This is a genomic window from Streptomyces sp. adm13(2018), from assembly GCF_008042145.1.
In the GTDB taxonomy this organism is placed as follows: Bacteria; Actinomycetota; Actinomycetes; order Streptomycetales; family Streptomycetaceae; genus Streptomyces.
The window spans coordinates 452,605-464,212 of the sequence record NZ_RDBH01000113.1 but is presented as its reverse complement, the minus strand read 5'-3'; the positions used below and the strand labels follow the sequence as shown (position 1 = coordinate 464,212).

General features: G+C 73.7%; 10 protein-coding genes and 2 pseudogenes. 5 read left to right on the top strand and 7 right to left on the bottom strand.

Going from position 1 to position 11,608, the window contains the following annotated elements; translation table 11 throughout:
* Nucleotides 1-431: pseudogene (locus EAO70_RS37875) on the bottom strand (hypothetical protein); the annotation flags it as partial.
* Nucleotides 432-651: 220 nt separating this feature from the next.
* On the opposite strand from EAO70_RS37875, the gene EAO70_RS12095 reads away from it, so the two are divergent.
* From EAO70_RS12095 to EAO70_RS12085, 3 genes are all read left to right on the top strand, one after another.
* Entirely contained in the window at nt 652-1,911 is a 1,260-nt protein-coding gene (locus EAO70_RS12095) for a transcriptional regulator (RefSeq protein ID WP_148002980.1), read from the top strand.
* A 171-nt stretch (nt 1,912-2,082) separates the two neighbouring features.
* Nucleotides 2,083-3,429 (top strand): NADP-specific glutamate dehydrogenase, encoded by a 1,347-nt coding sequence (gene gdhA / locus EAO70_RS12090; protein ID WP_148002979.1) that lies wholly within the window; start codon nt 2,083-2,085, stop codon nt 3,427-3,429.
* Nucleotides 3,430-3,605: 176 nt separating this feature from the next.
* Nucleotides 3,606-4,826, top strand: coding sequence for a nitric oxide synthase oxygenase (locus tag EAO70_RS12085; RefSeq protein WP_148002978.1), 1,221 nt, complete (start codon nt 3,606-3,608; stop codon nt 4,824-4,826).
* Between the two features lie 21 nt (nt 4,827-4,847).
* On the opposite strand, the pseudogene EAO70_RS37870 reads toward EAO70_RS12085, so the two are convergent.
* Nucleotides 4,848-5,015: pseudogene (locus tag EAO70_RS37870) on the bottom strand (hypothetical protein); the annotation flags it as partial.
* A gap of 58 nt (nt 5,016-5,073) precedes the next feature.
* On the opposite strand from EAO70_RS37870, the gene EAO70_RS39120 reads away from it, so the two are divergent.
* Nucleotides 5,074-5,211, top strand: a complete 138-nt coding sequence (locus EAO70_RS39120; protein ID WP_402112313.1) for a winged helix-turn-helix transcriptional regulator — start codon at nt 5,074-5,076, stop codon at nt 5,209-5,211.
* Between the two features lie 165 nt (nt 5,212-5,376).
* Here the strand turns inward: EAO70_RS39120 and meaB are convergent, their stop codons facing one another.
* Genes meaB through EAO70_RS12065 form a run of 3 tightly spaced genes read right to left on the bottom strand, consistent with a single transcriptional unit; the run spans nt 5,377 to nt 10,354 of the window.
* Nucleotides 5,377-6,360, bottom strand: coding sequence for a methylmalonyl Co-A mutase-associated GTPase MeaB (gene meaB, locus EAO70_RS12075; RefSeq protein ID WP_148002976.1), 984 nt, complete (start codon nt 6,358-6,360; stop codon nt 5,377-5,379).
* The gene (scpA, locus tag EAO70_RS12070) at nt 6,357-8,531 is read right to left on the bottom strand and encodes a methylmalonyl-CoA mutase (protein WP_148002975.1); all 2,175 of its coding nucleotides are present in this window, start codon (nt 8,529-8,531) and stop codon (nt 6,357-6,359) included. Before scpA ends, meaB begins: the two co-directional genes overlap by 4 nt.
* Nucleotides 8,531-10,354, bottom strand: coding sequence for a methylmalonyl-CoA mutase family protein (locus EAO70_RS12065; protein WP_148002974.1), 1,824 nt, complete (start codon nt 10,352-10,354; stop codon nt 8,531-8,533). Before EAO70_RS12065 ends, scpA begins: the two co-directional genes overlap by 1 nt.
* Nucleotides 10,355-10,447: 93 nt before the next feature.
* On the opposite strand from EAO70_RS12065, the gene EAO70_RS12060 reads away from it, so the two are divergent.
* Nucleotides 10,448-10,723 carry a hypothetical protein gene (locus EAO70_RS12060; protein WP_148002973.1) on the top strand — a complete coding sequence of 92 codons (276 nt, stop codon included), beginning with the start codon at nt 10,448-10,450 and terminating at the stop codon, nt 10,721-10,723.
* 99 nt (nt 10,724-10,822) lie between these two features.
* Here EAO70_RS12060 and EAO70_RS12055 read toward each other — a convergent pair whose 3' ends face one another.
* Nucleotides 10,823-11,095 carry a hypothetical protein gene (locus tag EAO70_RS12055; RefSeq protein WP_187283852.1) on the bottom strand — a complete coding sequence of 91 codons (273 nt, stop codon included), beginning with the start codon at nt 11,093-11,095 and terminating at the stop codon, nt 10,823-10,825.
* 170 nt (nt 11,096-11,265) lie between these two features.
* Nucleotides 11,266-11,487, bottom strand: a complete 222-nt coding sequence (locus tag EAO70_RS12050) for a hypothetical protein (protein WP_148002972.1) — start codon at nt 11,485-11,487, stop codon at nt 11,266-11,268.
* Nucleotides 11,488-11,608 lie beyond the last annotated feature (121 nt).

Sequence of the window (11,608 nt, the reverse complement as noted above, 5' to 3'; positions counted from 1 at the left end):
TTCAGGGGGCGGGCGACCGGGGTGGCGGTGGTCTTGGTGTTGCCCGCACCGCACTGCTTGTTCCGCGCGGGCTTGTCCGTGCCGCCGCTGCCGCCGCTGCCGCCCGAGGCCGAGCCGCCCTTGCCGCCGGTCTTGCCACCGGTGCCGGTGGCGGTGGCCGTACCGCCGTTCCCGGACCCGCCGCTGCCCGACGATCCGCCGGACGACCCGGCCGTCGTACCCGCGGAGCCGTCCGGGGCCGTCGCGGTGCCGCCCTCGGACGGTGTCGCCGGCTGCCCGGCCGACCGGGAGGCCGAGCCGGTGGGGGAGACGGAGGACGTGGCGGCGCCCTCGTCCTTCACCGCGCCGCCGCCGCAGGCGGTGAGCGACAGAGCGGCGACCGCCAGGGTCGTGGCGGCGAGCAGCCGGGTGCGGGTGGTGCGTGCGGACATGGAGTCCTCCTCGGGATCGGGGTCGTGATTCGGTCGTTGTGCGGCCCGGGCCGCCGTTGCCCGTGGCGGCCTTGCTTCGCTGACCACAGCGTGTGACAAGATCCGTTCCAGCGGCCGCTCCTACCGGGCGGTACGGGACGCTGGAACGGATTCAAGGCGCTGACCTGCGTTGATCTCCTTTCCTGGGACGCGGGGACGAACGCCGGAAGAGGGTGGAACGGTGGCGGGGGACGAGTTCGCGGCGCTGTTGGGGCAGCTCAAGGAGCGCTCGGGGCTCAGCTACGGCACGCTCGGCAAGCGTCTGCACATGAGCGCCTCGACCCTCCACCGGTACGTCAACGGTGACGCCGTCCCGGTCGACTACGCGCCCGTCGAGCGCCTCGCGCGGCTCTGCCGGGCGACCCCCGACGAACTCGTCGAGCTGCACCGGCTGTGGGTGCGGGCGGATGTCGCGCGCAGCCGGAAGGCCCCCGCTCCGGACGCGTCCGGAGCGCCGGAACCGGCGGCCCCTGTGACCCCGTCCGGGACCGCCGCCCCGATATCCGAGCGGCAGCCCGCGCCGCCGTCGGAACCGTCGCCCGCGCCGGCGCCCGAAGCGCCGGCCGTGTCCCCGTCCGACCTGCCGCCGGGGGACCCGGCGGCGGAGGGCTCCCCGTCCCCGGCGCGGAGCCGGCGCTTCCGGCGTACCGCCGTGGTCGTCGGAGCGGCCGTGGTCGCCGCCGCCGTGTCGGCGGCGCTCGTCCTGAACCTCTCGGGGAACGACAGGCCGGGCGGCGCGGCCGCGTCCCCCTCGGGCTCCGGCGCCGAGCGCCCGGGAACGCCCTCCGGGGAGTCGGAGAACCCGGGGCGGCCCGGCGGCACGGCGACGGCGAACGCGCCGACCGTCGCCGCCGCGCCGCACACCTGGGAAGGCCCCTGCACGCAGCACTATCTGATCGACCGTGGCCCCGAGCAGGTGCCCCCGCCGCCCACCGAGCAGGACGCGCCGGGCTGGATCGCCGCACTCGACGCGGTCCCGGGCGGGGACCAGCTGCTCCGGCTGACCGTCCAGGGCAAGGGGAAGCGGACGGTCGTCCTGGAGGCCCTGCACGTCCGAGTGGTGAGCAAGAAGGCCCCACTGCCCTGGAACGACTACGTGATGGGCGTCGGCTGCGGCGGCGAGGTGTCGACGAAGGCCTACGCCGTCGACCTCGACGCGGGCCGCCCCACCGCCGAGCCCGTGGGCGGACAGCGGACGTTCTCGTACAAGACGAGCGAGACCGACCCGGTGATCTTCAACGTCGCCGCGCGGGCCCGGGCGCACGACGTCAGCTGGTACCTGGAGCTCGCCTGGTCCAGCGGCTCCGAGCGGGGCACGATCCGCGTCGACGACGACGGCCGCCCGTTCCGCACCAGCGGCAACCTCGCCCGGCCGGCGTTCGCCTACCCGCTGGGCTGGACCGAATGGATCGTCAACGAGGCTGACACCGAGGGCCCCTAGCGGCGGTCCGGCGATCCGTCGCCCACGGCCGGGTACCGGGGCGGTCGGCCGGCCCTGAGGCGGACCGGGTGGCGGACGCGGTGGCGGACGCGCGGGCGGGCCGGGCAACAATGGCGTGACGTCGCCCGCACGCGCCGGCACTTTCGAGCAAGAAGAAGGCGAGAGACACCCATGAACGTCACGGCACACATGGAAGCCGTCTACGCGGAGGTCCGTCGACGCAACCCCGGGGAGCCGGAGTTCCACCAGGCGGCCGCCGAGGTCCTCGACTCCCTCGCGCCCGCGGTCGAGCGGCACCCCGAGTACGTCGAGAACGGGATCCTGGAGCGACTGTGCGAGCCCGAGCGGCAGTTGCTCTTCCGGGTTCCGTGGGTGGACGACCAGGGCGCCGTGCGGGTGAACCGGGGTTTCCGGGTGGAGTTCAACAGCGCCCTCGGCCCGTACAAGGGCGGGCTGCGGTTCCACCCGAGCGTCAACCTCGGCATCGTGAAGTTCCTCGGTTTCGAGCAGATCTTCAAGAACGCGCTGACGGGCATGGCGATCGGCGGCGGCAAGGGCGGCGCCGACTTCGACCCCAAGGGCCGCTCGGACGCCGAGATCATGCGTTTCTGCCAGTCCTTCATGACCGAGCTCTACCGTCACCTGGGTGAGCACACGGACGTGCCGGCCGGGGACATCGGTGTCGGTGCGCGCGAGATCGGTTTCCTCTTCGGCCAGTACAAGCGGATCACCAACCGCTACGAGGCCGGCGTCCTCACCGGCAAGCCGGTGGGCTGGGGCGGCTCCCACGTCCGTACCGAGGCCACGGGCTACGGCGCGGTCTACTTCGCGGAGGAGATGCTCGCCACCCGAGGCCAGGACTTCGACGGACGGCGGGTCGTCGTCTCCGGCTCCGGCAACGTGGCGGTGTACGCGGCGGAGAAGGTGCACGCCCTGGGCGGCCGTGTGGTGGCGTGCAGCGACTCCTCCGGGTTCCTCGTCGACGAGGACGGCATCGACCTCGACCTCCTCAAGGACGTCAAGGAGGTGCGACGGGCCCGGATCTCCGCCTACGCGGAGGCGAAGCCGACCGCGCGCTTCTCCGCCCGGGGCACGGTGTACGACGTCCCGTGCGACATCGCCCTGCCCTGCGCGACCCAGAACGAGCTGGGTCTCGACGACGCCGTGGCCCTCGTCAAGCACGGGGTCCTCGCCGTCGCCGAGGGGGCGAACATGCCCTGCACGCCCGAGGCGGTGAAGGTGTTCCGGGAGGCCGGCGTCCTCTTCGGCCCCGGCAAGGCGGCCAACGCCGGCGGCGTGGCGACCTCGGCCCTGGAGATGCAGCAGAACGCGGCCCGCGACAGCTGGACCTTCGAGCAGACCGAGACCCGGCTCGCCGCGGTCATGCGCGGGGTCCACGCCGAGTGCCGGGCCACGGCGGAGGCGTACGGCGGCAACGCCGAGGACTACGTGCTCGGCGCCAACGTGGCCGGATTCCTGCGGGTGGCGCGGGCGATGACCGCGCAGGGCGTGATCTGACGCCCCTGGGGCCACCGATACGACGACGGCTCCGTTCCGCGCACCCGGGTGCGCGGAACGGAGCCGTCCGCCGCAAGCGGTCATTCGGGCATGAGCGGCCAAAGCGTACCAGCGAAGACCTTCCGAGGGGGGATATTCACCCACTCTCCGCGCCCGACCGTGTTCATACGGTAGTCATGGGGGCCGGGAGGAACACATTGATCTTCAGTCGCAGCCGCCGCCGCAAGCCCGTCCTCAGCACCGGCACCTGCCCCTACGCGCACGGTGACCCCGCGCCCGGAGCCCCGGCACCCGGCGGGCGCGGCCGGGCCCCGCAGCGCGCGGACCGGCAGGAGGCGGAGCGCTTCATCCGCCAGTTCCACACCGAACAGCCGGGCGCCGGGGACGACGTGCGGAGCCGGCTCCGTGAGGTGCTGGCCGAGATCGACCGCACCGGCACCTACACCCACTCCCCGGCCGAACTCGCCTTCGGCGCCCGCGTCGCCTGGCGCAACGCGGCCCGCTGCATCGGCAGGCTCTACTGGCGCAGCCTCGTGGTGCGCGACCTGCGGCACCTCACCTCCGCCGACGACATCGCCGCCGCGTCCTTCGAGCACCTCAGACTCGCCGGCAACGGCGGCCGGATCCGGCCCGTGATCACCGTCTTCGCCCCCGACCGGCCGGACCGCCCCGGCCCCCGGATCGTCAACGACCAGCTCGTGCGCTACGCCGGGCACCGTACGCCCGAGGGGGACCGGGTCGGCGACCCGCGCAGCGAGGCCCTCACCGCCCGGGCGCGCGACCTCGGCTGGAAGCGTGACGAAGAGCCCTTCCAGGTACTGCCGTTGATGGTCCAGGAGCGGCCCGGCGACCCGCCCCGGTGGTACGAGCTGCCGGACGACGCCGTCCGCGAGGTGCCGCTGACCCACCCCGACCACGCGTGCTTCGCCGAGCTGGGACTGCGCTGGTACGCCGTGCCCGCGATCAGCGACATGACCCTGGAGATCGGCGGCGTACGGTACCCGGCGGCGCCGTTCAACGGCTGGTACATGGGCACCGAGATAGGCGCCCGGAACCTCGCCGACACCGAGCGGTACGACCTCCTCCCCGTGGTGGCGGACCGGCTCGGGCTCGACCGGTCGAGCGAGCGGACCCTGTGGCGCGACCGGGCGCTCGTCGAACTGAACGTGGCGGTGCTGCACTCCTTCCAGGCGGCCGGGGTGACGATGGCCGACCACCACACCGAGTCCCGGCGTTTCCTGCGGCACATCGCGCAGGAGAGCCGCCACGGCAGGGACACCCCCGCCGACTGGAGCTGGATCGTGCCCCCGGTCTCCGGCTCCGCCACCCCGGTCTTCCACCGGTACTACGACGCCGTCGACCCCTCCCTGCGGCCCGCCTTCCTGGCCCGCACGTGACCGGTGACCGACGGCGGGGCGTCACCGGCCGGCGGCCGGCCGCCCCGGGCCCGCTCTGCGTCGGCTCAGGACCTCGCCGACCCGGGTGAAGCCCTCCGCGCCGTGGCCCAGGCCCACCGTCCGGCGGGCCAGGCCCTCGGCGGCGCGCATCAGGCTCGCGTCGATGCCGTGCGCCTCCGAGGCGTGCACCGCCCGGTGCTCGGCGTGGAGCGCCTCCGGGCCGCTGTACAGGAACACCCCTGCCGGGGTGCATGACGTCCTGCCGCCGAAGACCGTCTACACGCTGACCGGCTTCGGAGAGGAACTCTGCGCGGCGCTCGCCCCGTTGTCCGACTGGGGCCACCGCCGTCTGGAGAGGCTCGTGACCACGCCCGCCGCCTCCTGAGGCCCTGCCGTTCTCCTTCCGCCGGGCCGCCTCCAGCTTCGCCCGGCGCCGGCACCCCGACAAGTACGCACAAAAAAGGGGGTATCGGGGAGGCATGCGAAAGGGGGCCCTCCCGAAGGAAGGCCCCCTGAACGGTCCCGTGACGGTCCTGCGAACGCTGCCGCGTCAGCCGCGCCGCTCCCCGAACGCGTCGAGGATCCGCTCGGCGGCCAGCGTCGCCGTCAGCTCGCCCGCGCGGACCTGCTTCTCCAGGGCGGGCGTGAGCCCCTGGACCGCCGGGTCCGAGTGGAGGCGGCGCAGCAGCTCGTCCTGGACCATGGACCAGGTCCAGTCCACCTGCTGGTCATGGCGCTTGGCCGTGAGCCGGCCGGTCGAGTCCAGCAGGGCGCGGTGCTGTTCGAGACGCCCCCAGACCTCGTCGAGGCCCGCCGCGTCCCGGGCGCTGCAACTGAGCACCGGAGGGGTCCAGAAGGAGTCCGCCCCGTGCATCAGCCGCAGCGCGCCCGCCAGTTCACGGGCGGCGGCACGCGCGTCCCGCTCGTGCGGACCGTCCGCCTTGTTGACGGCGACGACGTCGGCGAGTTCCAGGACGCCCTTCTTGATGCCCTGGAGCTGGTCGCCCGTACGCGCCAGGGTGAGCAGCAGGAAGGAGTCGACCATGTTGGCGACGGCGGTCTCCGACTGGCCGACGCCCACGGTCTCCACGAGCACCACGTCGTAGCCCGCCGCCTCCATCACGACCATCGACTCCCGGGTCGCCTTCGCGACCCCGCCGAGGGTGCCGGCGCTGGGGGAGGGCCGTACGAAGGCCGCCGGGTCGACCGCCAGCCGCTCCATCCGCGTCTTGTCGCCGAGGATGGAGCCGCCGGTACGGGTCGACGAGGGGTCGACGGCGAGCACCGCGACCCGGTGGCCGAGCCCGGTGAGCATCGTCCCGAACGCGTCGATGAACGTCGACTTGCCGACACCGGGCACCCCGCTGATCCCGATCCGCACGGCGTTCCCGCTGTGCGGAAGGAGTTCCGTCAGGAGCTCCTGGGCGAGGGCCCGGTGCTGCGGGCGGGTCGACTCGACGAGGGTGATCGCGCGGGCGACGAGCGCCCGCCTCCCCTCACGTACGCCCTTGACGTACGTGTCGAGATCGATCACCGCTCGTGTCCGAGGTCGGCCGAGAGCCGCGTCACCAGGTCGTGGGCCGCGTCCGGGATCACCGTGCCCGGCGGGAACACGGCGGCCGCGCCCATCTCCAGGAGCGTCGCCACGTCCTGCGGAGGAATCACCCCGCCGACCACGATCATGATGTCCTCGCGGCCCTCCGCCGCCAGTTCCTCCCGCAGCGCCGGAACGAGCGTGAGGTGCCCCGCGGCGAGCGAGGAGACCCCGACGATGTGCACGTCCGCCTCGACGGCCTGGCGGGCCACCTCGGCCGGGGTCTGGAACAGGGGGCCGACGTCCACGTCGAAGCCCAGGTCGGCGAAGGCGGTGGCGATGACCTTCTGGCCGCGGTCGTGGCCGTCCTGGCCCATCTTGGCGACCAGGATGCGGGGACGCCGCCCCTCGGCCTCGCCGAAGGCGTCCACCAGGGCACGGGTGCGGTCCACGGAGGGGGACGCGCCGGCTTCGTTGCGGTACACACCGGAGATCGTACGGATCTGCCCGGCGTGCCGCCCGTAGACCTTCTCCAGGGCGTCGGAGATCTCGCCGACGGTCGCCATCGCGCGGGCCGCGTTCACCGCGAGCTCCAGCAGGTTGCCCTCGCCGCCGGCGGCCCGGGTGAGCGCGGCGAGCGCGTCCTGGCAGGCCTGCTCGTCGCGCTCCTCGCGCAGCCGCTTCAGCTTGGCGATCTGCTGGGCGCGCACCGAGGAGTTGTCGACCTTCAGCACGTCGATCTGCTCGTCGCTCGCGACCCGGTACTTGTTGACGCCGATCACCGGCTGCCGTCCGGAGTCGATCCGGGCCTGGGTGCGGGCCGCGGCCTCCTCCACGCGCAGCTTGGGGATGCCCGCGTCGATGGCCTTGGCCATGCCGCCGGCCTGCTCGACCTCCTGGATGTGCTGCCAGGCGCGCCGGGCGAGGTCGTACGTGAGCTTCTCCACGTACGCGCTGCCGCCCCAGGGGTCGATCGTCCGGCAGGTGCCCGACTCCTGCTGGATCAGCAGCTGCGTGTTGCGGGCGATCCGGGCCGAGAAGTCGGTCGGCAGGGCGAGCGCCTCGTCGAGGGCGTTGGTGTGCAGGGACTGGGTGTGGCCCTGGGTGGCCGCCATCGCCTCGACACAGGTGCGGGTGACGTTGTTGAAGACGTCCTGCGCGGTCAGCGACCAGCCCGAGGTCTGCGAATGGGTGCGGAGCGACAGTGACTTGGCGTTCTGCGGGTCGAACTGCCTGACCAGCTTCGCCCACAGCAGGCGGGCCGCCCGCAGCTTCGCGATCTCCATGAAGAAGTTCATGCCGATCGCCCAGAAGAACGACAGGCGCGGCGCGAACGCGTCCACGTCGAGACCGGCCTCGCGGCCCGCGCGGATGTACTCCACACCGTCCGCGAGCGTGTACGCCAGCTCCAGGTCGGCCGTCGCCCCCGCCTCCTGGATGTGGTAACCGGAGATGGAGATGGAGTTGTACCGCGGCATCCGCTGCGAGGTGTAGGCGAAGATGTCGGAGATGATCCGCATCGACGGCCCGGGCGGGTAGATGTACGTGTTGCGGACCATGAACTCCTTGAGGATGTCGTTCTGGATGGTCCCGGCCAGCTTCTCGGGCGGTACGCCCTGCTCCTCGGCGGCCACGATGTACAGCGCGAGGACCGGCAGCACGGCGCCGTTCATCGTCATCGACACCGTCATCCGGTCCAGCGGGATGCCGTCGAACAGCTGGCGCATGTCGTAGATCGAGTCGATGGCGACACCGGCCATGCCGACGTCACCGGTGACGCGCGGGTGGTCGCTGTCGTAGCCGCGGTGGGTCGGCAGGTCGAAGGCGACCGACAAACCCTTCTGGCCGGCGGCGAGGTTGCGCCGGTAGAAGGCGTTCGACTCCTCTGCCGTGGAGAAGCCCGCGTACTGGCGGATCGTCCAGGGCTGGTTGACGTACATCGTCGGGTACGGGCCGCGCAGGTACGGGGCCATGCCCGGGCGGGTGTCCAGGAAGTCCAGGCCCTCCAGGTCCTGCCCGGTGTACAGCGGCTTGACGCCGATGCCCTCCGGGGTCTCCCAGAGCAGGTCGTCGCCGCCCGCGGCCTTCTTGAGCGCCGCCCGCCACGCGTCGGGACCGCCGGCGGCGGTGGGCACCCCGAGCTCGATCCCGGAGAAGTCGGGGATGGACATCAGGACACTCCCATGCGGTCGAGGGCGGTGGAGAGCAGGGCGACGGCGTCACAGCCCGCGAAGAGGTACGAGTCGACACCGGGGTGGTCCCCCGGGCGGCCCGCGAGGAGGATGTGCTCGGCACCCGCCGCGCGCAGTCCGGCCGCCGCTGTCCCGGCCTGCTCGGCGTAGAGCGCGTCGCTTGAGCAGAGGCAGGCCTCGCGCGCCCCGCTCTCCTCGAACGTGCCCTCGGTGACCGGCTCGATGCCGCCCGCCTGGAAGAGGTTCGCGGCGAAGGAGAGCCGGGCCGAGTGCGCGGCCGCCGGGCCGAGCGCCGCGAGATAGACCCGGGGACGGGCCCCGGTCGCCGCCAGATGCGCGTCGGAGCGGGCGCGCAGTTCCTCGTACGCCTCGTCGCGGCGGACCCGGGGGAGGCCCCCGGTCGGCTGCGCGGGCGCCGGGGCCCGCTCGACGGTCCGCTCCGTGAGGTGCGGGAACTCGCTGACGCCGGTGATGGGTTCACGGCGGGTGGCGAGCTTCCTGCTGCGCGCGGCCCAGGTCTCGGCCAGGCGCTCGCCGATCGCGCCGGACCGCAGGGCGGCCTCCTGGCCGCCGGCCTGCTCGATGGACTGGAAGAACTCCCAGGCGGCGTGGGCGAGCTCGTCGGTGAGTCGCTCCACGTACCAGGAGCCGCCCGCCGGGTCGACGACCCGGGCGAGGTGCGACTCGTCGATGAGGACGGTGGAGGTGTTGCGGGCGATCCGGCGCGCGAAGGCGTCCGGCAGGCCGAGGGCGTCGTCGAAGGGGAGCACGGTCACGCTGTCCGCGCCGCCGACGCCGGCGGCGAGCGTGGCCACCGTGGTGCGCAGCATGTTCACCCAGGGGTCGCGGCGGGTCATCATCACCGGGGAGGTGACCGCGTGCTGCCGCTGGGCGCCCGCGCCCGGCGCGCCGCAGACCTCGGCCACCCGGGCCCAGAGCCGGCGCGCCGCGCGGAGCTTGGCGATGGTCAGGAACTGGTCGGCGGTCGCCGCGTAGCGGAACTCCAGCTGGGCGCAGGCCTCCGCGACGCTCAGCCCGGCATCGGTCAGACCGCGCAGGTAGGCCACGCCGGTCGCGAGGGAGCAGCCGAGCTCCTGCGCAGCGGAGCCGCCGGCCTCGTGGTACGGCAGCGCGTCCACGGTCAGGGCCCGCAGCCCCGGGTACCGGTCGGTGCAGCGGCGGGCGAGTCCGGCCACGGAGGCCAGGTCGTAGGCCGCGGTCCCGGTGCGGGCCTGGTGGCCGAGCGGGTCCGCGCCCAGGTTGCCGCGGGCGGCGTCGTCGGCGACGCCGCGCTCCCCGTACAGGCCGAGCAGGCGCTCGGCGGCGGCCGCCGTCTCCCGGCCCGCGTCGAGGACGATCGGCGCCAGGTCGAGGTAGACGCCGTCGAGGACCGCGGCGAGCGAGGAGACCGGGATGCCGGAGCCGAGCCAGAGGGAGGTGACGCCGTTCTCCAGGTCGGCGAGGACGGCGTCGTTGTCGGCGGCGAGGTGCCGCTGGCGCACGTCCCAGCCGCCGAGGGTGTTGCCCTCGGCGCGCCCGCCGCGTACGTACGGCGCGAAGCCGGGCAGGCCGGCGTCGGGCGCGGTCTCGCGCGCCGGGCCCGCCGCCGTGTCCGCCGTGTAGAGCGGGCGGACGTGGAGGCCGTCCTCCAGGAGTGTGGAGAGGGCGTCCTCGGCGGCGTCGCCCGACACCTCTTTGCCGGACTTGCGCAGGACGCCTGCCACAAGGTGTTGCCACTGTTCGTGCGGCGCTTCGGGGAATTCGGACGCCAGGGTGAGCCCGTCGTCAGGCAGGACCGTCATGCTCGGATGCTAGGGGAGATCGACAAAGCAACAGGAGAGCACGCGACTGTGACCTTCTTCTCGTTGTCAGTGGCGGCTGCGACGCTGTCTCGTATGGACAGGGACGAGGAGCTGCTGAGAGGCCGGGTCTACGGCCAGGACCACGACGACCCCCGGCCGGGCCCGCGGCCCGGGCGTGTCTACGCCGAACTGGTGGGCGGTCCGCTGGACGGGCTGCTGCTCGACGTCACCGACCGGKCCCCGGAGCAGCGTGCGGTGGGCGCCGTCCTGGAGACGGAGCTGGGGCGGTTCGGTGCCGGGGGCCGGTCGCTGTACGAACCGCGGCCCGGTGATCCGGCGCGCCTCGACTGGTCCGCCGACGGGCCCTGACGCGCGGGTGGAGGGCCGGCGGTGGTCGCCCGGGTGTCGGCGGGCGGGCGTGGCGCCGGTCCGCCGGAGGTCTCCGGGTCCCGGCGCCCGCCGCGGGCGTCAGCGCAGGACGGAGGAGAAGGTGTCCAGCTGGATCCAGGTCACCTTGTTGGTCGCCTGCGGGCCGTAGACGTTGACGGCGCCGGCCGTGTTCGCCTCGATGCGGATGGCGTTGATGCCCAGGCTGTTGTTACGGGGGCAGATGCCGCGGGTGAGCTTGGGCGGGCGGATGGTGGCGGGGAGGGTGCCGAGGCGGCCGTCGGCGGTGAACGAGCAGGTGACAACGACAGCCGGTCCGCCGACGGCCGCCCCGAGCCCCACCCGCACTGACACCGGGGAACCCGCCCGGGCCGGGGTCGCCGTCGCCTTCGGCGCCCCCGGCCCGGGCGGGTTCCCCGGTGTCAGTGCGGGTGGGGCTCGGGGCGGCCGTCGGCGGACCGGCTGTCGTTGGACCGGTCTTACGCGGACCGGTCTTACGCGGGCCGGCCGTCGGCGGGCCGGCCTTACGCGGGCCGATCGGGAGCGAGCCGGCCGGAGGTGGACCGGCCGTCCGTGAGCCGGTCGGAGGTGGACTGGAGGTCGGCGTCCAGTTGGTTGAGGTCGGCCGAGAGCGCCGCCATCAGTTCCTCCATCTGCTGGAGCAGGCCCTGGGGGGCGCCGGCGCCCTGCTGCTCGGGCACGGCCTGCTCGGGCACGGCCTGATCCGGCGCGGCTTTCTGGGACATGGGGGGCCTCCTCGGCCCGGGGCCCCGACGGCGAGGACGGGGCCGCGAGAGAGAGCGGCGCACCGGCGGCGGCCGCCGGCACGCGGGCCGGGCGGTCCGGCTCCGCCCGAGCCAACGACGG

What these genes read in the sequence shown, in the direction of transcription:
- EAO70_RS12085 (WP_148002978.1), top strand. Translation starts at nt 3,606, where the DNA reads ATGGGGGCCGGGAGGAACACATTGATCTTCAGTCGCAGCCGCCGCCGC.
- scpA (WP_148002975.1), bottom strand. Translation starts at nt 8,531, where the DNA reads ATGTCCATCCCCGACTTCTCCGGGATCGAGCTCGGGGTGCCCACCGCC.
- EAO70_RS12065 (WP_148002974.1), bottom strand. Translation starts at nt 10,354, where the DNA reads ATGACGGTCCTGCCTGACGACGGGCTCACCCTGGCGTCCGAATTCCCC.
- gdhA (WP_148002979.1), top strand. Translation starts at nt 2,083, where the DNA reads ATGAACGTCACGGCACACATGGAAGCCGTCTACGCGGAGGTCCGTCGA.
- EAO70_RS12050 (WP_148002972.1), bottom strand. Translation starts at nt 11,487, where the DNA reads ATGTCCCAGAAAGCCGCGCCGGATCAGGCCGTGCCCGAGCAGGCCGTG.